The sequence below is a fragment of the Undibacterium sp. TC9W genome, from assembly GCF_049339865.1.
Lineage (GTDB): Bacteria > Pseudomonadota > Gammaproteobacteria > Burkholderiales > Burkholderiaceae_D > Undibacterium.
Genome location: NZ_JBMPPJ010000040.1, coordinates 1 through 24,900 on the forward strand (window position 1 = coordinate 1; position 24,900 = coordinate 24,900).

Genomic DNA, 24,900 nt, shown 5'->3' on the forward strand with positions numbered 1-24,900 from the left:
TTCGCCAGCTCTTTGGCCAGCGCCTGCAGTTTGCTTCTTTCCATTGCGTTTGTCGTCATTTTGGCAATTCCTCATTATAGGAGCTTCATCTGCCAGAATTACTTACACACTTTTATTTACAGGCTCAATCGACTTTTTGATCGCTCTGTGCTTTCCTAATTCTGCATTAATGACTTCTTCAAGTTTTTTCTTCGCGTCAGTAAATTCTTTGCCTGCATTACTCTCAGATGACGGTGGTTCCTCACTTACCTTGTCAGAGTTGGCGTCACCTGGCCCTTCAGCTTCATCGGCATCTTCGTTGAAGAGTTCTTTTATTTGTGCTATCGACATGCCAGCGGAATGCTTGGCCAGCGCGCAGGCAACGACTTTCATTGCTGGCTTCCAGCATGCCTTGATAGCTTCCTTCGCTTTAACCGTAAATTCTTTGGTGATGGGGATACCTTGAAAATACTCTTCCAGCCCGGAATCGAGTTCCGCAATAAATGCCAGTAGCGGGTCTTCTGTAAAGTCGTTTTTCCAGGCATCAAAAAACACTGCAGGGTAATTCAATGCATCGGCCTGTTTCTTCCAGCGCTCCAGCAAAAAAGACTTGCCTGTTCCCCATGAAGCATTAACTGCCAATACAAAACCGGGATCATCTTTTTTTGCGTGATAACGCTTGCTCAGGTACGTATGTAAATAAAAACCATCATTCATTCTATTCAGGCAATCACCATCCCAAATCTCTGCGCTCCATGGGCGGAAGGTATTTTCCATTTTCATCTCATCTGGTAAACATCAGTTTCAACAGGCTAGATTATTCATATGTAGATTGTCAAATATTCAATCATTTCTCGCCTAAACTTCAAATGCAACGCAGACAAATGCACCCAGCCAGTGATAGCGAATACCGGTTCATTCTTTAGCAAGAAAATCGAGATCAAGCCTTTCAGTCACGAATTTTTGTTGATTAGGTGAAGGATTGTCAGAATGTTCGATCTGAGCAAAATACAGAGCCTGTGACTGTTTGCAAGTAAGCTGCTTCAGTTACTGATTGGCAATGAAAAAACGCCTGGTGCAAACACCAGGCGTTTTGTTTTGCGCGTAGCAATTTGCTGTCAGGCCTCAGGTGCCACTTCAACCTTATACAAGCTCTTGCCATCAATGTCGTGGATGGACACTGTCATCGCCTTGGTCTTCGCATCAATTTTCGCAATGCCAAAGAATTGCAGCAATTCTGCCGGTGAGCGGTTTTGTTTCATGCCCTGTGGCACGCTGACGTATTTCACGTCGGGTCCAAAGGTTTGATCGACTTCATTCGGGCCAAAGGTGCCTGCATTCAAGGGGCCGCCGACAAATTCCCAGAAGGGTTTGAAGTCGGTAAATTTGGCTTTCTCCGGCGTGTAATAAGTCGCCGCTGCATAGTGGACATCGGCGGTGACCCAGACCACGTTCTTGATATTGTGTTGCTTGATGAATTTGAGTATCTCGGCAATTTCGAGTTCACGTCCCAGTGGTTTGCCGTTGTCGCCATTGGCCCAGGCTTCATAAGTGCCTTTGGGTACATCCGGGTTCAGGTCCGGTACGACAATGGAGATGGGCATGTCGCTGGCGATGACTTTCCAGGTCGAGCGTGAACGCAGCAGTGCCTGCTTCAGCCATTGCAGTTGTGGCTTGCCGAGAAAGGCTGCATCCTCGTTCAATGTCGTTTGCAGATTTGGTGAATTCTTGCTACGGTAGCTGCGCTCATCGAGCATGAACACTTCCAACAAGGGGCCATAACTGAACATGCGGTAGATGCGGTCAGGATCATGCTGGTCTATGCGGTAGGGATTGTATTCAAACATGGCCCTGCGTGCATTGGTTGCCAGGGTATTCAGATCACGCTGCTGGTAACGTTTTTCTGCTTCGCCTATTTGCTGGCCTGGGTACCAGTTATTGCGCACTTCATGGTCATCCCATTGCACCAGGAAGGGTACCTCTGCAGCAAAGCGGCGCTTGTTGGCGTCCAGGAAGTTATAGGCAAAATTGCCGCGATAATCGTCCAGGGTTTCTGCCACTTTGGATTTGGCGGGTGTGGTGAGGTTATTCCATAGGCTGCCATCTTCGAGTTTGACTTGTGCCTGTATGGGGCCGTCTGCATAAATCTGGTCACCTGAGTGAATGAAAAAATCAGGCTGGAAGCGGCGTATGCTTTCATAAATGCGGTAGCCGCCAAAAGCTTCGTTAATGCCCCAGCCCTGGCCCGCTTCATCGCCAGAAAATGCAAATGTGATGTCGCGTTCTTTGCCGCCTGGCAGCAGCAAACTGCCTTGCACTGCTTCGCTGACTGCGGATGGGTTTTGCAGATCCTGGAAACGCACGCGGTAATAAGTGCGCTGGCCTGCGGGCAAGCCACTCAAGTCTATGCGTGCTGTGTAATCTGTGCCGGGTACGGCCAGCGGGCCATTGATGCTGGCAGCATTTTTGAAAGCTTCGTTATTGGCATACTCAAGCAACATGCGCGCGGGCCTGTCGGTGCGGCTCCAGATGATGGCTTTGTCGCGCGTGATGTCGCCGCTCATGACGCCACAGGGCAATTGCGGGCGCAGCTTGTCTGAGGTGATGAGTGCAGGTGCAGTTTGTGCGCGTACTATTTTGGGCAGGCCGGTTGCTGCGATGATGGCAGCAGCGCTGGCGCTGGCATTGCACAGGAATTGGCGGCGTTGCAGTTCACTCTTGTTTGGCTTGCGATCCTTGGACATGGCTTTTCCTTAGAGGGATTTTAGATGGCCCTTATTCTAAAGTGCCAGTATGACCAAGACATGTCAATGCAGATGCAGACTTGATTTAGTGTGCTGCCAGAGCCGCAGTAAATAATTCATGGTCCCGCCTGCGTTTGCGAAAATCAAACACGGTGGCAAGCGTTACCACCAGCATGCCTGCTGGCAGCAGCCACGCGCATATCAGGATAATCCAGCCCAGATAAGGTGAGCGTTCGATGGCGCCGTGATAGGGTGTAAAAGCAGGGGCACTTGCTGCAGTGGAGGTGGCCGTATGATCCTGAATATTGACCATGAGTACAGGCACGTCCTCTTCGCTATAGATCGCGGGAGGCAAAGTAGCTGTTGCGTAAGAAGCCATCATCATGCTGACAAAAAAGCAGAGGGCGCGAAGATAGCTGGAGTGGCTGTATTTGCAGTACATGGTTTGCTCGTCATTGGTAAAAGTGTCAGTTCAGATTTAAAAAAACTGCCTTGCCTGTCGCAGGTACCGGACGACAGGCAGGCAGAAAAACGGGAAAGCGGCAAAGCGGGAAAGATATCGGAGAAGGCATGCCTTGTTGTTTCCCTCCCTGATTAATCTATCTTCCAGACATACTGCACCTTGGTCCAGCTTTGCTGTGCTACGCCATCGATGGTACCGGGCGTGAAGCGACACAGTGACAGAGCCTGGCTGGCTGCTTTGTCGAGATTGCGAAAGCCGCTGCTGCCTTCCGTCCTGGTTTCAAGCACACGGCCATCAGTACCTATCAACATGGCGAGGGTGACTGTTCCTGCATCACCACTGCGCAAGGCGCTGGCAGGATACACAGGTTTTTCGCAACGGCTCATATCGACGACGGCTGCAACATGGACCGGGTTCTTTACAGCTTGAGTGCCTGTCCCGGTACCGCCACCCGACACGCCTGTGCCTTCAATGACTTTCCCTGTCTCGCCGTCATCGGTTTTGCCACCACGTACTACAGGAGGGGTAACGGACGGTGGATTATCCGGTACCACTGTCGGAGGCGCGATAGGCGGATTTATGGGGGGGGCCAAAGTCTTGGGTGTACTTGGGTGATGATCTGGTTCTACAGGTTTGATTTTTTCAGGTTCGTGAATAGACTTGGGTTCAAAAAAAACTGGCGGGCTGATCTTGATCTTCATGCTGTTAAGCAAAGCAGCCAACAAGGCCACATGCAGCACGGCGACGACACCCAAACGTGACATGCGTTTAAAGGGATGTTGCTGGTTTTGTGTAAATTCCATTTTGTTCTCCAGGTTTGGGATCTGGCCCGGCATGGCGCAAGCACATGCCGGGGCTGGCTTGGAGATGCAACTGTTTTTGCCGTTTCTTAACTATGAAAGTAGTTGAAAATGGCATTTATGTGCAATCCATGTGCTTTACGATAGCAATAAAAATGTCATTTGAAAAGCATTTATTTTATTTATTTTGTGATTAGTGGCTTCTCACATGAAGCATTTATTGCCGATCTCATCGTTTCCGTGTTGCCTGAAAGAAAAAATATCCCCGTTTCATTTCTACTTGCTGCTCTGGTTACCGCCGCAGCCGGGATTGAAAAACCCCGTTAATAATCGCCTTTGTCACTATGGCCCATACTTTATGCGCTACTGCTAATGCAATTGCTAGTAAAAAGCATTACTATTGCGTTTGATGAGTAATTAACTCTGCTAATCTATAAGGTGTTGTAATTATGCAAAATGGCATACGGGTATTGCTGGCTGATGATCATCCCATCGTGATGACGGGTTTTGCCATGTCGCTGGGTAGTTTGGGGATTAGCGTGCTGGGGCAGGCCAGGACACCGCAAGAGGCATTTGAGCAATATGCAGCCTTGAAGCCGGATGTAGTGATACTGGACATACGCTTTGGTGCCGACCTGACTGGTCTGGATGCGGCGCGCGATATCCTCGCGCAATTTGCCGATGCAAAGATTGTCTTCCTGAGCCAGTTTGACCAGGATGCCCTGATCAAAGAAGCTTATCGCCTCGGTGCCAAGGCTTTTGTGACCAAGGACTGTGATCCGGCTGATCTGGCAACCGCTGTGCAGCGTGCCCATCAGGGGGAATTGTATTTCCTGCCGCAGATCGCAGAGCGCCTGGCGAATCTGTCAGTGCGCGGGGATGAGTCACCACAATCGCTGCTGAATGAGCGTGACCTTGAAATCTTCAAGCTTATGGCAGAAGGGCTGACCAATGCCGAGATCGCCGAGCGGCTGGACCTGTCATTAAAAACCATCAGCAATGTCAGCCAGGCCATCAAGGAAAAACTGGGTGTACACCGGCCTGCCTATATCACCAAACTGGCGGTCAAACACGGGTTGATCGCACCGTGATGTTGTTGCAGACAAAGATGCCCGCATCGACATCTGGCTTGATCAAGGCAGTGCCGCAATGAATTTTGCCGCGCTGCTCTGGCGCAACTGGGATTTGCGCTCGCGCCTGTTCCTCATCATCTTTGTGCCAGTGATCTACATGTTTTGCTCGGTAGTCTGGTATTCCTATCAGTCACGCCTGCAAGAGGGCAAGGCAGAATTGCTGGAGCGTGCCTATGTGATCTCTACAGCACTGGCCGAGAGTGTGGAATACAACCTGCTGACCAAGAACCTGCCCGGCCTGAAAAGCACCATGAGCGATGTCATGCTGTCAGACCGCAGCATCGCCAGGATAGATGTGCTCGATACGGATAAGAAAGACATCCTGCACGTCATCTCTACAGAAAAAATCCAGCAAGCGGAACATTCGGTGGAAGTACCTGTCAGACGTCAACTAGTGTGGGTGAATTTGCTCAAAGAATCCAGGGCTGCGACATCAGGTGTCTTGCCCCTGACCACGGCCAGCAAGGAGAGTAAAGATGCAGATATGCTGGGTTATGTCAGGGTCACGATGTCGGCGACGCGCATGTTGGCCAAACATAGCCAGCGCTTCATGTTTGAACTGGCGATGAGCGGGCTGGCTTTGTTTGTCAGCGCGGTGCTGGCAGTCTATCTGGCATTGAGCCTGACACGGCCCTTGCAAAAATCCATAGAAACCCTGCGTGAGATACGTGAGGGTGATTATTCGAATACGCTGGAAGTGACTACGGGTGGCGAGATAGGGGACTTGCAGATTTCTATCAATGCCATGTCCATCAGCCTGCAACAGGCCAAGCAGGATCTGGAAAACAAGGTACAGGAAAGAACGCGTGATTTGATGGAGTCGCGCAATGAAGCGTTGAAAGCCAATGCAGAAAAACGCAAGCTCATACAAAAGGTGCACAGCATAGTAGAAGATGAACGCAAGAGCATCGCTATAGAAATACACGATGAACTGAATGCCTCATTGATTGCCGCAAGGCTGGAAGCGCAACGCATACAGCACCTTGCTGCGCAGATGGCCGCTGGCGGCGTTAGTGAAGAAATCCAGGAACGCGCCAAAGCGATAACCAAACTGACGCTGGATTTATATGCCAATGGCCGCAACCTGGTGCGCCGCCTGCGGCCTGAAGTATTGGATATGCTGGGTTTGCAAGGTGCAGTCGAAGACATGCTCAGGCATTACAACAGCAATGTGCCAGGCTGTCAGTTTCATTTTGATAGCGATGGGGATTTTTCAGGATTGGATAGCGGACTGGCAATTTCAGTTTATCGCATCATACAAGAAGCCTTGTCCAACGTCATGAAGCATGCCGGGGCGACGCAGGTCGAAGTGGCCCTGACCATGCTGGAAGAGCAAAAGAGTTTGCAGATAGAGGTCAGTGACAATGGCGTGGGTTTTGATATACACCACAGCTCTGCTGGCATAGGCATCACCGGTATGCGCGAACGGGTGGTGGCTTTTAATGGCGAGATTGAATTGCAATCCTCTGCCGCGACCGGGACGCAATTGCTCATACGCTTTCCGCTCGCATGAGCCTGAAATAAGGGATATGTAAGGAATATACAAGGGATATGCAAGATGAAATTTTTGTTCAGAATATCAGTTGTCAGCGTCGTGTTGTTCCTGCTGATCGCGCTGGCGGTACAGCAGGACTGGATATCTGCTTCTGCTGCGGCATATCTGGTTTTCTTTGTGGGATTTTCTGCCCTGGCTGTATGGATATTTTTCAGGGTATTTTCAAACGCTTCAACACAAAAAGAAAACCTGGTGGCATGCCCGACATGCAGCATGCGTACCGATAGTCAGCGTGAGGCATGCATGTGGTGTGACCAGGGTTTGCCCGATAGTTAAAAAAGCGGAGCACAACATCTTGCTTGCCTGATGTTGCGCTCCGCCGGGGATGACTTACCGCTGGTCAGACAAATTAATTCAGACCAAGAAACTGATTTAAATCTGCCATTTCCTGACGCCAGCTTGCCTGCTGTTGCGGCTTCTGGTGCTTGGGTTTGCGTGCCAGATCAGCTTGCAATAATTCTTCCAGTTCACATAGTCTTTGCAAAGCCAGCTCTGTATCACTGAGCACTGTTTCACCAGCTTTGTTATTCGCTATATCAGGTACAGCGGACATTGCCCGCCCCGTTTCAGATGCAGGCTGTTTTTGCCGCAGGCATTCATAGGCACTTTCTGCATCCAGCCATCTTTCCAGGCGACCATCCTGCACTACCCAGAATTCCTGGCAGCTTTGTTCTATCAAATCGCGGTCATGCGATACCAGCAAAAAGCCACCGGCAAATCCCGCCAGTGCTTCTGTCAATTCCTGCTTGCCCTGCATGTCCAGATGATTGGTCGGTTCATCGAGAAACAGTAAATGGTAGCTTGCCAGCGAGAGTGCCAAAAACAACAGACGTGCCCGTTCACCACCACTCAGCGATGTCACTTTTTGCTGATGTCGGTGATAAGGAAAGCCTGCTGAGATCAGCGCCTGCTTGCGTGCCAGTTCTGTCCTGGCAGTATCAGAGCCAGCGACAAAGGGATACAGCGCATCAGGCAGGCTGGCATCGCTGTTCAATTGTTGCAAAGACTGGTCGTAATAACCGATCTGTGCTGCCGCATGCCAACTGATGTGTTCGCTGCCCTGTGTTGATTTTTGGTCTAACTTCTGGCCTGACTGTATCGCTTGCCAGCACTGCCTGAGCAGCGAAGACTTGCCCGTGCCATTCGCGCCCAGCAAGGCGATCTTGTCACCTGGCCTTACGCCGAATTGCTCCAGTTTGAATAGCGCTGGCAAACCAGGCGCTGCCCTGACTGTCAGGTTCTCAAGTTGCAATAAATGATTGGCAGGCGATGCCTTTCCATGCAATTGCAAAGTCCAGGGCTGGCCTTCGGTGACTGTGGTTTGTTCTTCCTTCAGCCGGTCTGCCCGTTTTTGCATGGTCTTGGCTTTGCGTGCCAGTTTTTCATTGTCATACACACTACCCCAGATGGCCAGACGCTTGCTACTGGCTGCCAGCCTGTCAATTTCAGATTGCTCGGCTTCACGTCTGGCCTGTGCGGCTACATCCGCCAAAGCCAGTGATTGCAGAGCGTCAGAGCAGGGCTGGTCAAAGCTGGTGATTTGCCGGTCACGCAAGATCCAGCTTTGTCGTGTCACACGGTTCAGCAGGCGCTGGTCATGTGACACCAGTACGAATGCGCCTTTCCAGTTCAGCAAAAATTCTTCCAGCCATAACAGCGATGGCAAGTCGAGATGATTGCTGGGTTCGTCCAGTAGCAAGAGATTGGGGTCGCGTAATAAGGCACGGCCCAATAGCAGGCGGGTATGCTGGCCACCGGACAGGGATTGTACGGCGACCCCGGCGGTAGCTGTATCGATGTCGAGTTCCTGCAAGAGGCTATCGACGCGCCAGTGCAATTCTGGTTGGTCATTGATGGCATCCAGCATCGCATCGTAGAGGCTCAGCGCATGCAGCGCAGGTGGCAGGTGTTGTTCTACATATTGCCGGCGGCACAGGCGTGCCATCTGTATGCTGCCGCTATTAGCGCTACGTTGTCCTGCCAGCAGCGAAAGCAAGGTCGATTTGCCACTGCCATTGTGGCCTATCAAGCCTATGCGTTGACCGACTTGTAGGGTGAAGTTAAGGTTTTCGAATAAAACACCGTGGCTGGTGTCGAGTTGTAATGCTTGTGCAGATAATAAGGTAGTCATGCTCTTGTCTTTGTTTTGGGATGCAGGCATCCACGTCAACAGGAGCGCTAACGATAATGAGCCGAGAACTGGCCCGGAGGGTGATGGGATCTATGTGCTCTCGCCTTTTATCGCTGCGCGATGGATTCAGGACAAGAGCTGGCAAAGGTACCAAAGTTACGTATGCCGCTGATGGCATACTTTAGAACTTCCATATTTCCTCCTTTCTTGAAAAGATTGTACGAGAGTGTAAGAAGGTGTCAATGAAACCCAATTTTATGCAAATACAGGGAGCAAAACAAGCTGGTTCTGTCCCCGGCATTGTAAGTTTTATACGGATATACCCACGGTCAGGGTCACGACATAGCCCTGTGTGGCATTGCCAGTCACACTGACCATTTGCAGGCTGGTGCCATCGCTGAAGACATTGTCAGTTGCATACGTGATCTGCGACAGGTTGCGCACGCTGGCGGTGTAGCCCGTTGCCTGGTAGGCTTCATTCAGCGTCGCCATGGGGAATGTGAACTGTGAAGTCTTGACCTTGTTATTGGCACTGCTGATCTTGCCCACGCTGGGATAGACCTCGAAATGCACATGCGGGATACGTCCTGAATAGCAGCCAGGGAAGATCGTGGTGAAACTGACACTGCCGCTGCTGTCTGTCTCTTGCACGCCGCGCAGGTAGTTCTCTGCGGTGACCCCGGATGAATACATGGAATAATTGCCATCCCTGTCACAATGCCACAGATAGATTGCATAACCCGCCAGCGAGGCGCAACTGGTTTTGGTATTCACGAGTTGCAATTTGATGGTCAGGGGCACACCTGCCGCCACACCACTGGCACCGGCAATACTGGAACGTATATCACTGCGTACTATGCCAGACAGCGCCAGCGCATTGGCAATACTGACACCATTGCTGTTACTGCCGTCACCGGGATAGGGGCCGGCTGTCTCTTCAGGGATGATGCTGCAGGAAGAAGTCGTGCTGCCTGTTGTTCCTGTGCTTGTACCCGTAGTGGTACCTATGGTCGTGCCTGTCGTTGATGATGTCGCCGTTGAGGTGGAGGCGTCGCTGCCGCCACCACAGCCTAACAAGGTCGCAGCGCCACCGGCTGATATCCAGCGCAGCATCTGCCTGCGTGAGGCAGATGACTGCATCAGGGTATGAAGATCAGTTTCCAGTTGGTTGCCATGCTTTTCCATGATGTGTTTTCCTCGCTGTGGGTTTTACATTGGTGTTGCTGCATTGTGTCTTGATGACTTGTTAAGTGCAGTAAAGCAAAGGTAAAGTTAGGTAAGGATTTTGTGTCCTGGAAATTGCCGGACTGTAAAAGCAGGTAAATTTGCACGCGTACATAGATGGCTTTGCTATTATCAGTACATAGAATTTATATCCCCACACTTTATGACCAAGGTATTGCTCGCAGACGATGACGTCGAACTGGTAGGCATGCTCAAGGAATATCTTGAGCGTGAGGGTTTTGCCATTACTACCGTACATGATGGCGAACAAGCCGTAGCAGAGGCTTTGTCTGGCCAGCATGCGATAGCAGTGCTGGATGTCATGATGCCGCGCATGAATGGCATCGAAGCCCTGCGCCGCATCCGCGAGCACAGCCGCATGCCGGTGCTGATGCTGACGGCGCGAGGTGATGACGTTGATCGCATCATCGGTCTTGAACTGGGGGCCGATGATTATGTGCCCAAGCCATGTACACCACGAGAATTGCTGGCCAGGCTCAGGGCCATCCTGCGCCGTACCGAGAGTGGCATGAATGCCGACCAGGACAGACTATGCCTGGTCGTGGGTGCACTGCAGATATGGCCGGGCCAGCGCCGCGCAGAATGGAATAATAAAATGCTGGACCTGACCAGCACTGAATTCACTTTGCTGGAGTTATTGGCAAGAAATGCCGGGCAAACCGTCAGCAAGAATGAATTGTCCGAGCAGGGCCTGGGCCGCCCACTGGCCAGGTTCGACCGCAATATTGATGTCCACCTCAGCAGCATACGACAAAAGATCAGCGCCTTTGCCGATGGCCGTACTGTCATACAGACGGTATATCGCCAGGGTTATATGTTGACGCGCGAGTAAGTGAATAAGCGAGTAATGATGCCTAAATTCAGTATGCTGAAATTCGGTCGCTTGTTCTGGAAATTTTTTTTCTTCATCTGGCTGGCGCAATTGACGGCCATCGCCGGTATCAGTGTGACCTTCTGGATCAAACGCAGCAACGAAGACATGGCCAGGGCTGCGGTAATGGCTTTGCAGCCCGACAAACCCCAGCATGAAGACAGGCGCGGCCCTGACCCCGGTTCTGGCCCTGGTTCTGAATTCAAACATGGTCCCGGTCCGGATTTCCGTGATGCAGCCAGACCCGGTGGTCCGCCTGGTGAGCCTGGGCGGGTGCCTATGGGTATGCGCAAGCCACCGCATGATGGCGGCGATTCGCGTGCCTTCATTCCCATGACGGTTGCCCTGTTTGCCAGCCTGCTGTTTGCGGCTCTGATGGCCTGGTATATGTCCAAGCCTATACGCAGGCTTAGCGATGCTTTTCATGAACTGACAAATGGCAGGCTACAGACGCGCATAGGGGACAGCATGGGCAAGCGCAAGGATGAACTGACTGATCTGGGCCGCGACTTTGACCGCATGGCCGAGCAGTTGACAGGTTCCCTGCAAAACCAGCGCCGTCTCTTACATGATGTATCACATGAACTGCGTTCACCACTGGCACGCCTGCAGGCAGCGATAGGCCTGGCGCGCCAGCAGCCGGACAAGGCAGAAGAATACATGGTGCGCATGGACAGGGAAGCCGTGCGCATGGATAAACTGGTCGGTGAAATCCTGACACTGTCACGTCTCGAAGCAGGTGCCCATGCAGGGCAAGACCTGATACACATGGACGAATTATTCGCTGACCTGACTGACAATGCCCACTTTGAAGCGAAGACCGCAGGCAAGGCGTTCAAGACTGAATATTCTGTCGATGCCATCAGCAAGGTGTGCGTACTGGGGCGTTATGAATTGCTGCACCGGGCGATGGAAAATGTCTTGCGTAATGCGATACGGCATACCCGTCCCGATACTGCCGTGACCCTTCACGCAGAAGTACTGGGCAGGCAATTACATGTGTACATTCTGGATGAAGGCGAAGGCGTGCCGGAAGCTGAATTGCAGAGCATCTTCCAGCCTTTCTACCGTAGTGTGCTGGCAGAACAAAGCAGTGAAGGCTATGGCCTGGGGCTGGCGATTACCCAGCGCGTGATACAGGCGCATGGCGGCAGCATCACTGCCAGCAACCGCCGTGCCGCAGGGTTGTGCATGTTGATCGTTTTACCAATCGCATTTGCTTAGGGTGATACAGGCAGGAACAGGCTGACGTTCAGGCCACCGCCTTCACGGTTTTGCAGGCTGATCCTGCCGCCATGTGCTTCTATGATTTCACGCACCAGTGCCAGGCCCAGGCCTGTGCCACTGCGCTTGGTAGAGTAAAAAGGGATCAGGGCATTTGACATTACCGTATCTGTCATGCCGCTGCCCCTGTCCATGACTTCTATGCGTATGATGCTTTGCAAGTTGCGTATGTTTAAAAATACTTCATCTTCCCGTGAGCCAGACTCATGGGCATTCTTCAACAGGTTCAGCAGCGCATGTTCCATCTGCGCACGGTCCAGGTTGATCGGCTCTTCTGGCAAGCTGTCGCTTACGGTGAAAATGACTTGCGACTTCAGGCCAGCGATAAAGCTATCCCAGTGCGTACTCTCCAGCCTCGGCGTCGGTAGTTTGGCGAAGCGTGCATAACCATCGATAAAACTTTCCAGATGGCGGGTGCGTTCTTCTATCGTGAGCAAGATGCCGGGCAGGCGTTCGGTCTGGCCACGACCTACCAGCACGGCAGCAGAATTTGCCAGCGAGGCTATCGGTGCCAGCGAATTATTGAGTTCATGACTGATCACGCGTATGACTTTTTTCCAGGTCTGCACTTCCTGGCGGCGCAATTCCACCGTCAGGTGGCGCAGCAAAAATAATTCATGATGACGGCCATTCAGGCTGAAGTGGCGGCGCGCCAGGTGATATACCTCTTCCTCTTCTTCTGCATCTTTGGCTGCTACTGTGAACAAGCCATCTCCTCCGCGCAGTATGGCCTCCCGCAATGAGGCCGAGACTTGTGTCATCACTTCATTAAAACTGAAACCCTCCAGTTTGCGCCCCTGGTTCAGCAATTGCCTGGCCGCGATATTGGCGAAGACGATGGGGCCATGGTCAGCCACCAGCATCATCGCTACTGGCGTATTCTGCACCATGCTATCAAGCAGCAATTCACGCTGTACCAGATTCAATCTTTGCTTGCGCAAGACATCGCCCAGAGTATTATGGGCATCTACCAGTTCACCTAACTCGTCTTGCAAAGGCCAGTGCACACCAATGGAAAAATCATTGTCCTGGTAGCTGATGACCGTGCCAGCCAGGGTATGGAACAAACGTATCATGGCTTGCAACTGGCTGCGCAAGATGCCCACACCCAAGGGCAAGATAATCAGCAAACTGAGTCCGGCAGCCAGCCAGACCTGGTCTGGCAGTAAATGCAGCATCAGCATGCTGACTGCAACTGCCAGCAATAAAATCGCGATGATCAACAGGCTCAGTCGCGTGAGCATGGAAAACAGCGGCTTTTTATTGGTGCCGTTGGCTGATGGCGTTTGCTCTGTCATGCGCTACGACTGATGCCCAGCCTGTCCATGCGCCGGTATAAAGCCTGGCGGCTCAAACCCAGTTCGGCAGCGGCTTGCGCCACCACACCATGGGCTTTTTGCAGGGCGCGTTCTATCGCCTCTTTGTCGGGCTCCTGCTCATTGACCCAGCTATTCGCCAAAGGCAGGCCAAGATCAGTGGGCATGATTTCAGTTTTGGCGGCCAGCAGGCAGGCACGCTGCATGACATTTTTAAGTTCCCTGACATTGCCCGGCCAGGCATATTGCACCAGTGCCGATGCCGTGCTGGGATGCAGGGTCTTGCCATTGCTGAGGAAGTATTCCGCCAGCGGCAAGATGTCGCCAGTGCGTTCTGCCAGTGTGGGCAAATGCAATTCGATGACGTTCAGGCGGTATAGCAAATCCTGGCGAAAGCTGCCTGCCTTGATCATGGCAGGCAAATCAGCATTGGTGGCGCTCAAAACGCGTACCTTGACCTGTCTTTCCTTGTTTGATCCTAGTCTTTCAAAGCGCCCGGTTTCCAGCACCCGCAATAATTTCATTTGCCCGGCGAGTGGCAGGTTACCAATTTCATCGAGGAACAGGGTGCCGCCATCGGCTGCTTCAAACTTGCCCTCACGCGCCTTGCTGGCTCCGGTATAGGCACCAGCTTCGGTACCAAACAGTTCGGCTTCTATAAGTTCGGCTGGCAGGGCACCACAATTGAGGACGACAAAGGGGCCATCCTTGACGCTGGAATTCGCCTGGATGATTTCAGCGATTCTTTCCTTGCCTGCACCATTTGGCCCGGTAATCAGCACCGGCACATCGGCGCGGGCTACCTGGCAAGCCATGCCCAATACCCGTTCGGTCGCAGCATCATTCCAGACCAGATTGCAGAGATTGAATTTTTGCTCCAGCTCGCGTTTTTGCTTGCGTTCGCGTTGCAGCCTTTGTTGCAGGGCGCGGTTGCTTTGCCCCAGTTCGATCAGGTTCCTGACTGTGGTCAGCAGTTTCTGGTCATTCCACGGTTTGCCGAGATAATCGGCAGCGCCTGACCTGATCAGTTCTACCGCCGCATCCAGATGCGTCCAGGCTGTCAGCAAGATCACAGGCAGGTCAGGGTAGCGTTTGCGTATTTCAGTGAACAGGGCACGGCCTTCATCACCAGAGGTGGTGTCTGCGGTGAAGTTCATGTCCTGTATCACCAGGTCAATCGCCTGATGTTCCAGCATCGCCAGGCCCTGTTCTGGCGATGTGGCGCAGACCGCATCAATATCATGCAGGGAAAACAGCACTTCCAGTGCCACCGCGACGGTGGCATTGTCATCAATAATTAATACGGTAGGCATTATCAGTGTCTGAGTTTTCAAGGCTTAGGGGTTGTAGTACTTCAGGTACTGCGGGTAGCAGTGGCTGGTGAAATCGACGCAGCACGTGCCGCCGGTCCCACCACCGCGATGATACCAAGTATCCAGAAAATTACACTGCCTCCCAGCAAATAAGCTGCCGGCAATTTGGTCAGCTCCAGCTTGCTGACCAATAACTGGTTGAGACCTATGGCCAGGGCAAGGCCGCAGGCGATACCAAAATTGGTGATCATGAAATTTTCTGTGATGAAATAGCGCAGCACATCTATCTTGCGCGCGCCCAGTGCACGGCGCACACCGATATGCTTGCGGCGTTGCGTCACCCACAGGCTGGAAATGCCGACGATGCCGCTGGCAGTGACCAGCAAGAGCAGCACACAAACTGCAATCAGCATCCAGGCCAGGCCATTGTCAGCTCGGTAGCGCCTGGACCTGTCTTCCTGCAAACTGCGCATATTGATGATGATAGGTGTCGCAGATGCTTTTCTCAATGCCATCTCAACATCCTTCATGACTCGGTCGCGCTGGCCGGGTTCGGCGCGTACCGAATACTTGGAGTAGGGGTCATTTGACATGCGTATTGGCAAGACCACCGAGATTTCACCTTTTTCGCCAATCTGGCCAGCATGGGTTTGCAAACGCTCAAGCACACCGACTATCCTTGTCTCATACGCATCGTCACCTGTACCAAAATAAATGGTTTTGCCAACCACACTGGCCTGACCAGGGAAAAGTTTTTCTGCAAGTGTCTTGGTAATGATGACGATATTGGGAAATTCCTTGCTGGTACTGGTATCAATTTCGCGGAATTCACTCTGGTTGAAGTCGCGTCCGTTAGCCAGCTTCAGTCCCCAGAGTTTCATCACGGATTCCGATGCGATATACATCGATACGTTGGCACTGGTGGCAGTCTGTTTCCTGTCAAGTGAAACACCAGTGGTACTGCCAGACCAGGACAATGGTGTCTGGCTGACCCTTGTCACACCCTGCACACCAGAGACCCCTCGTATGGTTACTTCTTCCTGTTTTTGCGTGGCGATCTGCTCTGTATGATCAGCGACTTTGCGATTGCTGACATTAATGGAAAACAGGTCGTTTTCTTCTGCGACACCGCTCGGGCGTGCTACCACTTCCATACGCAATTGAACAATATAGACAGCGTTGGCTAAAATTGCCAGGCTGATGGCAACCTGCAGTGCGACCAGGATAGCACCAGTCTTGCTGCGCAGCAGCGCAGATAAAATGGGGCGAATTTCGAGATTGAGTTTCATGATAGCCTCATTGTGATTTGAGTTGTATGGCAGGCGTCACCTGGCATGCACGCCAGGTCGGGAACAAGCCCGCCAATATGGCTGCAGTGACTGACATGACAAAGGTAATGGTCAGCATTTGCCAGTCCATGTGTGCTACGACAGTCAACTGTTTCGATTGGTTGGCGATCAGGGCAAGTGCACCAAATGCCAGCAACAGCCCTGCAACACCACCAGCCAGGCCGATGACACTGCTCTCGATGAGAAATTGATTGAAGATCTCTTTACGGGATGCGCCCAGCGCACGCCGTACACCCACTTCCGATGCCCGTACAGAAAATTTCGCCAGTAACAGACCTACGGTATTCACCAGGCACAGCAACAGGAAGCCAAATGCCAGCCAGGCAGATAATTTGTTATCGTTGCCGACCACTTTGGATTCTTCCAGCCATTCCATGACATTAAACAGTTTGTTTTTTGCCTGGCGCATGTAACGCCCAAGCTTGCGCTGCTCCGATGCATAATTGTCGAGGTAGCTTTGCAGTTCCTGACGCTGGCCTTCTGACTTCAATTCAAACCAGAAGCTTAACCATGTGCATTCAGAATCCAGTCGCCCCTGCCAGCCGGGTGCTTTTTCGCCAGTGCAGCCCATGCCACCTGCGTGGGTAATTTCATGCCGGATGGCACTTGCAAGGGGGATAAAAAAATCTTCCCGCGTGCCAAATGTGGCATCGCGATAAAAGCGCGGACTTGGTTCCCAGGTATCTAGTACGCCGACTATCTGGAACTGGTGGCCTATCATGGTCAGGTACTGACCAACAGGATTGGTATTGCCATACAGTTTATCAGCCAGTTTTTTCCCAAGTACAACAACGTCTGCTGCTTTTGCATCGTCGTTTTCAGTCCATCCCTGGCCATGCAAAAATGGTGTGTCAAACATGGCGAAAAAGTCCTTGGTGACGGCGGCACCTTCGGGCTCTATCGCAGGCAAGTCTTTGCGTGCAGGTTCTATGGCCATTAATATGCCGTACATGGCCGAACGTCTTTCCCCAATTTTTGCCGGCAGGTGATTCATGACATCCCGGTAACTCATCTGCGTATCATTCGGTTTATCATTGGGCGTATAGCCTTTCAATGGGCCGTTATCCATCCAGGGTGTGAACAGCCGGTTGCTTTTGTGTGGTATCGGGTCACCCGACATCACATGCAAGATCGTCAGGGTGGAAATGCTGGCAGCAACGCCAACTGCCAGCGTCAGTATCATCAGCGCAGTCAGGGCCGGGTTGCGGCGCAGGCTGCGTATGCCGAGTAAAAAATAATAACGAAACATGATGCGGCTCCTCAGGCGACTGCCGAACTATCGACTTCATTGGCCGAGCTGGTATCGGTTTTTCCTTCAGCTTTGGCATCGTAAAGTGACGGCACCTTGCGCACCAGATCACTGACCTGGCCGTCAATGATGTGCACATTGCGTTGAGCCCGTACGGCCAGTTCAGGGTCATGCGTTACCATCAGGATGGTTGTGCCCTTGGCATTGATTTCTTCCAGCAATTCCATGACACTGCGTGCCATCTGTGTATCGAGGTTACCGGTAGGTTCATCGGCCAGCAGCAATTTTGGTGAGCCAGCCAGCGCACGGGCAATCGCCACACGCTGTTGCTGACCACCAGACAGTTCAGCCGGATAATGTTTCATGCGTGAGGCCAGGCCAACCTGTGCCAGTGCATCCTCTATGCGTTCCTTGCGTTCAGCCGTATTGAAGCCGCGATAGCGCAAAGGCACATCGACATTGTCGAACAGGTTCAGGTCAGGGATAAGGTTGAAGCCCTGGAAAATGAAACCCAGTTTTTCATTGCGCAAACGGGTGCGGGCATTGTCATTCATGCCTTTGACGTTGACGCCATCGAGCAGATAATCACCATCATTGAATTCTTCCAGCAAACCGGCAATATTCAGGAAAGTGGTTTTTCCAGAGCCGGATGGTCCGGTCACCGTGACGAATTCGCCCTCCTTGACATGGATGTCAAAGCCGCGCAGGGCATGGGTTTCGATCAGGTGCGTACGGTAAACTTTGCTGAGGTTTTTCATGCGTAACATGGGATATTCCTTCTTAAATTAATTGTTGATATTAGTTATTGATAGAAACGCTGTTCGCGCTTTCAAATGTATCGGTACCGGATATCACGACTTTGTCGCCGTCTTTCAAACCACTGAGAATTTCTACTGCAGAGATACTGGTTGCACCCATTTTGATGGGGCGGCGCTGGGCAACACCATTTTCGACGACATAGGCAAAGCGTCCGCCGTCTGCTTCGACAAAGGGGCCGCGTGGCAAGATCATGACATTGGCTTTTTCTTCCATCAGCAAACGGGCCGAGACGCGCTGGCTTTGACGCAGGCCTTCAGGCTGTTTATCGCTGAAACGTACCCTGGCAAGTATCTGGTTCTTTACCACTTCTGGCGAGATGGCGGTCAGGGTGCCCATGACCTTGTTATTGTTGATCATGATTTCTGCCTTCATGCCCAGGCCAAGGTCGGTCATATACGATTCCGGGATTTCGACTTCGACTTCAAGCTGCGACAGATCAACCAGTGTCATCAAAGCTGTATTGGCGGCCACTACGCTGCGGTTGGAAATCGCCAGACTGCCGATGATGCCATCGACAGGTGCACGCAGTTTCAATTCATCGACACGGCGTTTGGCAAAGTCCAGGGAGAGGCGCTGGCGTTGCAACTGACTCATCTTGGTTTTTAATTCCAGCGTCACATCTTCGTTTTCCAGGTCTGCAGCCTGGGCTGCATGCTTGGAGCGGATTTCTGTGGAATGCATGGCATCCTGGGCTTTCAGGAAATCATTCTTGGCAACCACACCGACAACGCCCGCTGCTTCTATACGCTGGAAGGCGCGCTGGGCTGCTACGCGGTCTATCTCGGCCTGGTCGGCATCACGCCTGGCGATCAGTTTTTGTTTCTTGGCGAGGATTTGCTGGCGCGCGACTTCTGCTTCCAGTTGCTCGGTATTTGATTGTTCGCGTTTGAGCTGGTCGTTGAGGTCAGGGGACTCTATCTCGGCGACGATATCGCCTTTCTTGACGGTGTCGCCCGCATTGGCTTTCAGTGTCACGGTGCCACCGGCGCTGGAGTACAGGGTCGGGCTGATGGCGGCAACGATACGGCCATTGACCGCAGCATCCCTGACCAGGGTGCCATGACTGACGGTGGCGATGCGCAAGCGTGATGCATTGACAGACTGGCTGCTGCCACGCCATGCTGACATCAGCAATACCAGGCCAGTGATACCCACCAGCGTGGCGATGCCAGCAATGATGACGCGTTTGCGTTTTTGTCCCTTATTGGCGGCCAACACCGTATCCTGGCCTGAAGTGTCTCTTATCATGATGTTTCCATTAAACAGTTTGCATACTGTTTAGCAGAAAGTGTGCCAGTTTTAAGTCATTGATTTATATGGGTATTTTATTGGCGCCTGATTGTCCACACTGTCCGCAGCCTTGTCCGTACAACTAAGCGTACACAATAAAAAAATCCCGTCTGCCTGGACGGGATTTTTGCTTGGGCTAGCAGTGCAGATTTATTGCAAGGCCTGTTGATGCCGCATGACCTGATGCCTGTGCCAGTAATGGCCAGAGACGTTCTTGAATTCTTCACGCACTTTCTTGATACCGGCCAGTTTTACCTTGGTCGATTTGGCACCCAGCATGCCTTTTTCCGGATGCTTGATGGTCAGCGTGTCTGAAAGCATGCCATCTTCATATTCATAAGTATCTACCCTGTCCCAGGCCAGCGGCTCGGTTTCATCGGGCAAGATCCAGCCTGCATAGGTTACTTGTATGGTTTTGCCTTCGCTCAGGGAAAATTCCACCGGTGGGAAGTAGCGCAACACCAATGCCTGTTCTTCTTCATTGGCGGGTTCATAGCGGTAGGCCAGGCTGTGTTCATGTGCCTGTGAAAAGTCTTCTTCATAGCTGGTCCACAAACGCGCTTCAATCTCGTCGGCAACCTGTATATCGGCTGCCCAGGTTTGCGCCGGTACGCTGGTGACGATGGCACCGTAATCAGCTTCGGCTATCACATGACCAACGTTTTTCATGCGCTCAGTCATCTTGGGATGGCTGTCGTAGGGGTGCGGCACGCTCGTATGTTTCATGGTGTCGATGAAGGCGGACGAGCGCGCATATGGATGCAGGCCGGACGCCACAAATTGTGCTATCCCTACACTGGCACCATGTCTTTCATTGCGTGAAAACAGCTGGTTCTCGATTTCATTCCTGTAATTGGCATAAGCCGCAATTTTGATCAGTGAATAGGTGACTGCAGCAGGTGCAATCACTTTGGCGGCGATGCGGTCTGCCAAAAATTCGCGGTCACGGCTATTGCGGGCAGAGGCAATTTCAAAAATCATGCGGTACAGACACATCAGATAAAACACCGTAGGCACATGGGCGCTACGCATCTCAAAACAATATTGATCATATTGTGCCAGCTTGGGGCCTAGCGCAGCGCTATTTGCCGTATCACCACCACGGAAGTGCGCCAGTTCATGCGCCAGCACAGCATCCGCTTCTGACTGACTCAGCAGGCGTAGCAGCGGGATACTGATGAACAGGCTGCGCCCGCGTAAGCTCCTGCCGCTGACATTCAAGGGGGATTCAGTGACAAAGAAATTGGCATCTATGCCTGCGACGATATTGTCTGGCGCTGCCGTTTTCAAGCGTGCCGCCAGGTCACGTATGCGCTGCCACAAACCGGGTGCTGCCTGTTCAGAAATCAGCTCTCCCTGGATTTGGTGATTGTTATTAACACGTTTAAAGATGCTGACGATGACATAGAAAACCGCAATTGCGACAAAGATGACGGCGACGGCTATCAGCTTGATGGAATAGCGGTTCATGAAATAGGCTGTGACCCAGAACGACAGCCACATCAGCATTGCCCCCTGCGCAATTGTCCCGGCAGTGCAACTCAAGGTCAGCACACGCCAGCCTGTGACAAAACTCAGGTACTGGGCTTTTTCATTGAGAAAGGCGAAAGCACCGAGCAAGAGCACACTGATCAGCAAGACCACACCACCGACCATGGTCCAGGCCGAGACTTTTTTGGCCATAATGAATTGCCAGTTATCTGAATAGCGCGCGCATACACGCTCCCTGTAACTGGCGGCTTCGGCTATATTGCTGTCACAGATTTTAGACGGTGGGTATTGACGGAAAAATTCTTGTTGCTGGAATTTTTCTTCATCGCTCAGCTTGCTATCTGTATCAATTTGCTGCGATACAAAACTGAGAAATTTTTCATCCTGTTTGTTTTCGACATGTTGAGAAAACCAGTAAGTAAACGCAGGTATCAGGAATAGCGATAGCAGCGAATACAGCAATATTTTTGCCAAATCTTTTTTGAGAGACAATCCGTTAGACATAGGCGTAATTTATCCTGTTCATGAACATGCGGAGGGAACGATGCTGATGAACAGGCCATATATTAACCCGGCAAAAAAAAGCTCAGCAGACAGGATTCCGGCAGACCTGAAAACATCGTCGTCAGATCAACAAAAGTATAAAAAGTATAGAGACATCAATTTGCTAAAACAATGAAACTAAAGTCTGCTTACAATTAATACAATTTGTGCTTTGCTGAAAAGAAATAAAACTTGGTTTCAGTTTGTGTACAGCTTGTCCACCGACTTATCAACAGCGCCCTGCTTTATGCAGCTGCGCGGCGGTTGTAAACATAACCTATACTCAGCGCTGCTATACCCAGCATGACTTGCCATGTGATGGAATGGCTGTTTGCCACACCATTGAAGCCAAATGCATCGATCATCGGTGCTTTAGTTGCATTGACAGCGACATATATGCCAAACAGAAATAGCGACAAAAAAGTGCGTGGTGTCTTTGACAGGCGCCCCAGCAAACACGCCACCGCACTCATGCTGAAAATGCCGCTCAGTAATGCCAGAGCCCGCATAGGTTCATGCGTTGATTCATGAATAAGCCAACGCAAACCGATGACACCCATCAACATCAAGCCCAGCAGTGCGCTTGTCGAAAACTGCCGCAAATAACGCTGGGCAATACCACCTGATACAGCGCCTGTCATCTCACCGGTAACAGTCTGATGGTCACGGCTGCTCAGATCGCTGATGAGTATGCCCCAGATAGCGACGGTGATAGTTAATAGCCCTGGTAAAACTGCAGTTGGTAAAAACATGGACAATAAGGGGATGGTCAATAAGGCCAGACCAGCGACAGGCGTGGTCGCCACTGTCAGCGCAATATCTGCGCATATTTGCCCGGCCAGACCTGGCAAGGTTAGCGCGAGGCGAAATAGCGGTTGGCACAAGCCAGCGAAAGGGCGCAGTATTTGATTTAAATAATTCAGGGGAGAACGGCGTTTGCGGGCCTGGCTGACTTTTACGCGATCAGGTGAAAACCTGTGGAACAAGGCAACCGCTGGTAGTAGTGGCAGCAAGGCCAGCATCGCAGTGGCGCAACGCAGGGCCATTAATTTTCCTGACCACATGAAGGCAGGTAAAAGTATGGGGATGAGTTTTGCATCAAAACTGGCAGTGCCCAAAGAGATATGTCTGGTACTGATATATAACTTCAGATGTGCCATCGATGTGGCTGCACCTATGAAATCGATATACATGTAAGGATTGATTTCACCGGCAATACCGCTATCTGCTTTGTCCAGCAGGGCGATTTGTGCGACCCAGACAAAAAAGAAAATCACATCGCCGAGCTTGCCCATCAAGGGTGAAAAACTGTCAAACAGGATGGCGCAACTGCAAACAAAAAATATCATGGGCAAGAGCAGGGCCAGATAGGTCTGCAGATAGATCAACAGCTCTATCGGGCCTTCACCCCGTACCAGATGACAGACCAGCATGGCACCCATAAAGGCAGTGCTTAGCACCAGCAGGTAAGCCACACCGCCCAGCCAGCGTCCCAGCAAAAAGATGCCATTGCTGACAGGAGTAGCGGCGATGACGGCACCACAGCCGCTGCGCATGTCTTCTGCAATACGGCCACGCACCAAATAAAAACCGGCCAGGCCAAATAACAGGCTGGCCAGTGTTGCACTGCCATAAGCCAGTGTAGAACTGGTGTACAGCACGCGGGTGCTTTTTATGACCATCAAGGCGGTGCCTGTTTGTGGATCAGGGATCATGATCCATGCCAATGCGATGACCGCCATTATTGCCACTACACTGCCCAAACGACGCAGGCGCAAGCGTGCTTCGCCCAGGACCAGAACAGTTAAGGTATTCAGCATATTCGGCAGGGATGGGCTCATGCTGCCAGCTCCTGTACCGCATAGCGTTGTGCCATCAGGGCCTCTTCCAGGCTGGGCGTAGCATGGCGTGCACCTGCACATGGCTGGTGTGGATGGGCGATGCGCAAGCTCATTTGATTGCCCTGTTTTTGGCTTTGCAATACATGCACTTTATTGCGCAAGGTCTCATATTCATCACTGGCAATGTCGGCAGTCCAGATTTGTCCATGGGCCTGCGCCAGGATGTCATCTGGCGTTGCATGGGCGACCAGTTTTCCCTGGCGCATGATGGCCAGTTGACTGGCGATGCTTTCTACATCAGAGACGATGTGGGTGGACATGATCACCAGTTTCTTGAAACCCAGTTCACTCAATAAATGGCGGAAGCGCAGGCGTTCTTCCGGGTCCAGCCCGGCGGTTGGTTCATCGACGATGAGTATGTCAGGATCATTCAGCAAGGCCTGGGCAATGCCCAGGCGCCGCCGCATGCCGCCAGAGAAACTTGAAGCCTGACGTTTGGCCTGTTCATGCAAATTCACCACTTCCAGCAAATGCCTGATCCTGGCTGGATCGCGCACACCCTTCAGGGCGGCAAAATATTGCATGAACTCCAGCGCTGTCAGGTTAGGGTAAATACCAAAATCCTGCGGCAGGAATCCCAGGCGCTGGCGTATGGCCTGCGGTTTCTTGACGATGTCCTGACCCTGGAAAAATATGCTGCCGCTGCTGGGACGTGTCAGGGTCGCGATCATTTGCATGAGCGTAGTCTTGCCCGCGCCATTGTGTCCTATCAGGCCTACCACGCCATGACCGAGATTGAGCGACAAGTCATGGACTGCGGTCAGTTTTTTACCAAAGGTTTTTGTGACATTCCGGATTTCCAGCATTGTGTCCCCCGCATGATCATTTTGTTTGAGTAGGGTGACTGTAAAGAAAAGCTGTTTGCTTTGCCCTGGCATTGAGACAGATTGCGTAAATCGCGGTATGAAATGGCTTTTAAATGATATGTAATCCGTGCGGACTATATTTTCTGGAAAACGGTTGATGAGGCAATACAAGCCTATACTGACTTGTCACCAAGGCCTTGGTGTTCCCAGGAGTAAATCATGAGTAAAGTTCAGCAAAGCAATAAAGAAAGCAAGAAGCAGGCGGCCAGTACGCCTAAAGAAAAGAAAGCCGCCAAGCAAGCCAAGAAGGAAGCTGGAACGGCAATTCCATGGACACAGCGCACAGGCGCATAGTTTTGATCTGCACCAGGCTGGATATTTCAGCCTGGTGAGAATGGATGTATCAAAGAAGACTATGGGCGGAGTTCCTTTTGAGAGAAACTCCGCACCTCAACAACTCACATTAACAACTCACATCAACAAATCAAACCGCCATAAACCTCGCCAGATACTCAGGCGAATTAATAAACTGCCCGATCAGCGTGACTACATCCGTCCCCGACTGCGCCAGCAGCGCATCAAACGTTGCCTGATCCGGCGCATGCCCCAGCAAACCGA

22 protein-coding genes are annotated in these 24,900 nt (G+C 51.8%); 7 read left to right on the forward strand and 15 right to left on the reverse strand.

All coding sequences use genetic code 11. The features are described from left to right. Positions 1 to 102 precede the first annotated feature (102 nt). The 4 genes from ACO0LN_RS29435 to ACO0LN_RS29450 form a co-directional block, all read right to left on the reverse strand. Positions 103 to 756: a P-loop NTPase fold protein gene (locus ACO0LN_RS29435; protein WP_422980170.1), complete on the reverse strand. Its 654-nt coding sequence runs from the start codon at positions 754 to 756 to the stop codon at positions 103 to 105. A 341-nt stretch (positions 757 to 1,097) separates the two neighbouring features. Then, positions 1,098 to 2,723 (reverse strand): alkaline phosphatase D family protein, encoded by a 1,626-nt coding sequence (locus ACO0LN_RS29440; RefSeq protein ID WP_422980172.1) that lies wholly within the window; start codon positions 2,721 to 2,723, stop codon positions 1,098 to 1,100. 85 nt (positions 2,724 to 2,808) lie between these two features. After that, a complete protein-coding gene (locus tag ACO0LN_RS29445; protein ID WP_422980174.1) occupies positions 2,809 to 3,102 on the reverse strand; it encodes a hypothetical protein in 294 nt (97 codons plus the stop codon). Positions 3,103 to 3,317: 215 nt separating this feature from the next. Beyond that, on the reverse strand, positions 3,318 to 3,989 hold the full coding sequence (locus ACO0LN_RS29450; protein WP_422980176.1) for an energy transducer TonB: 672 nt from the start codon (positions 3,987 to 3,989) through the stop codon (positions 3,318 to 3,320). Between the two features lie 159 nt (positions 3,990 to 4,148). Between ACO0LN_RS29450 and ACO0LN_RS29455 the strand changes: the two genes are divergently transcribed. The 4 genes from ACO0LN_RS29455 (at position 4,149) to ACO0LN_RS29470 (ending at position 6,950) form a co-directional block, all read left to right on the forward strand. After that, a complete protein-coding gene (locus tag ACO0LN_RS29455; RefSeq protein ID WP_422980178.1) occupies positions 4,149 to 4,313 on the forward strand; it encodes a hypothetical protein in 165 nt (54 codons plus the stop codon). Positions 4,314 to 4,435: 122 nt separating this feature from the next. Further along, positions 4,436 to 5,077, forward strand: coding sequence for a response regulator (locus ACO0LN_RS29460; RefSeq protein WP_162043457.1), 642 nt, complete (start codon positions 4,436 to 4,438; stop codon positions 5,075 to 5,077). Between the two features lie 58 nt (positions 5,078 to 5,135). Continuing rightward, positions 5,136 to 6,632 (forward strand): ATP-binding protein, encoded by a 1,497-nt coding sequence (locus ACO0LN_RS29465; RefSeq protein ID WP_422980180.1) that lies wholly within the window; start codon positions 5,136 to 5,138, stop codon positions 6,630 to 6,632. Between the two features lie 45 nt (positions 6,633 to 6,677). Next, entirely contained in the window at positions 6,678 to 6,950 is a 273-nt protein-coding gene (locus ACO0LN_RS29470; RefSeq protein WP_422980182.1) for a hypothetical protein, read from the forward strand. 73 nt (positions 6,951 to 7,023) lie between these two features. On the opposite strand, the gene ACO0LN_RS29475 is transcribed toward ACO0LN_RS29470, so the two are convergent. Further along, positions 7,024 to 8,805, reverse strand: coding sequence for an ATP-binding cassette domain-containing protein (locus ACO0LN_RS29475; RefSeq protein ID WP_422980184.1), 1,782 nt, complete (start codon positions 8,803 to 8,805; stop codon positions 7,024 to 7,026). Between the two features lie 309 nt (positions 8,806 to 9,114). Next, the gene (locus tag ACO0LN_RS29480) at positions 9,115 to 9,990 is read right to left on the reverse strand and encodes an intradiol ring-cleavage dioxygenase (RefSeq protein WP_422980186.1); all 876 of its coding nucleotides are present in this window, start codon (positions 9,988 to 9,990) and stop codon (positions 9,115 to 9,117) included. Between the two features lie 202 nt (positions 9,991 to 10,192). Here ACO0LN_RS29480 and ACO0LN_RS29485 point away from each other — a divergent pair, with 202 nt between their 5' ends. Together ACO0LN_RS29485 and ACO0LN_RS29490 are read left to right on the forward strand one after the other, a co-directional pair. Next, entirely contained in the window at positions 10,193 to 10,882 is a 690-nt protein-coding gene (locus ACO0LN_RS29485; protein ID WP_422980188.1) for a response regulator, read from the forward strand. An 18-nt stretch (positions 10,883 to 10,900) separates the two neighbouring features. After that, complete coding sequence (locus ACO0LN_RS29490; RefSeq protein WP_422980190.1) at positions 10,901 to 12,145, forward strand: ATP-binding protein; 1,245 nt, start codon at positions 10,901 to 10,903, stop codon at positions 12,143 to 12,145. On the opposite strand, the gene ACO0LN_RS29495 is transcribed toward ACO0LN_RS29490, so the two are convergent. The 9 genes from ACO0LN_RS29495 to ACO0LN_RS29535 all read right to left on the reverse strand — a co-directional run bounded on the left by ACO0LN_RS29495 (position 12,142) and on the right by ACO0LN_RS29535 (position 24,282). After that, positions 12,142 to 13,503: a sensor histidine kinase gene (locus ACO0LN_RS29495; protein WP_422980191.1), complete on the reverse strand. Its 1,362-nt coding sequence runs from the start codon at positions 13,501 to 13,503 to the stop codon at positions 12,142 to 12,144. The genes ACO0LN_RS29490 and ACO0LN_RS29495 overlap by 4 nt on opposite strands. Next, complete coding sequence (locus tag ACO0LN_RS29500; protein WP_422980192.1) at positions 13,500 to 14,834, reverse strand: sigma-54-dependent transcriptional regulator; 1,335 nt, start codon at positions 14,832 to 14,834, stop codon at positions 13,500 to 13,502. The genes ACO0LN_RS29495 and ACO0LN_RS29500 overlap by 4 nt, the downstream gene beginning before the upstream one ends. 41 nt (positions 14,835 to 14,875) lie before the next feature. After that, positions 14,876 to 16,123: an ABC transporter permease gene (locus tag ACO0LN_RS29505; protein WP_422980194.1), complete on the reverse strand. Its 1,248-nt coding sequence runs from the start codon at positions 16,121 to 16,123 to the stop codon at positions 14,876 to 14,878. 7 nt (positions 16,124 to 16,130) lie between these two features. Further along, complete coding sequence (locus ACO0LN_RS29510) at positions 16,131 to 17,432, reverse strand: ABC transporter permease (protein ID WP_422980196.1); 1,302 nt, start codon at positions 17,430 to 17,432, stop codon at positions 16,131 to 16,133. A gap of 11 nt (positions 17,433 to 17,443) precedes the next feature. Continuing rightward, positions 17,444 to 18,199 (reverse strand): ABC transporter ATP-binding protein, encoded by a 756-nt coding sequence (locus ACO0LN_RS29515; RefSeq protein ID WP_422980198.1) that lies wholly within the window; start codon positions 18,197 to 18,199, stop codon positions 17,444 to 17,446. A 31-nt stretch (positions 18,200 to 18,230) separates the two neighbouring features. Then, on the reverse strand, positions 18,231 to 19,499 hold the full coding sequence (locus tag ACO0LN_RS29520; RefSeq protein WP_422980200.1) for an efflux RND transporter periplasmic adaptor subunit: 1,269 nt from the start codon (positions 19,497 to 19,499) through the stop codon (positions 18,231 to 18,233). A gap of 192 nt (positions 19,500 to 19,691) precedes the next feature. Further along, a complete protein-coding gene (locus ACO0LN_RS29525) occupies positions 19,692 to 21,536 on the reverse strand; it encodes a M48 family metallopeptidase (RefSeq protein WP_422980202.1) in 1,845 nt (614 codons plus the stop codon). A gap of 284 nt (positions 21,537 to 21,820) precedes the next feature. Next, entirely contained in the window at positions 21,821 to 23,416 is a 1,596-nt protein-coding gene (locus ACO0LN_RS29530; RefSeq protein ID WP_422980204.1) for a hypothetical protein, read from the reverse strand. Continuing rightward, a complete protein-coding gene (locus ACO0LN_RS29535; protein ID WP_422980206.1) occupies positions 23,413 to 24,282 on the reverse strand; it encodes an ABC transporter ATP-binding protein in 870 nt (289 codons plus the stop codon). Before ACO0LN_RS29535 ends, ACO0LN_RS29530 begins: the two co-directional genes overlap by 4 nt. 219 nt (positions 24,283 to 24,501) lie before the next feature. On the opposite strand from ACO0LN_RS29535, the gene ACO0LN_RS29540 reads away from it, so the two are divergent. Further along, the gene (locus ACO0LN_RS29540; protein WP_255456504.1) at positions 24,502 to 24,636 is read left to right on the forward strand and encodes a hypothetical protein; all 135 of its coding nucleotides are present in this window, start codon (positions 24,502 to 24,504) and stop codon (positions 24,634 to 24,636) included. Positions 24,637 to 24,900: the final 264 nt, after the last annotated feature.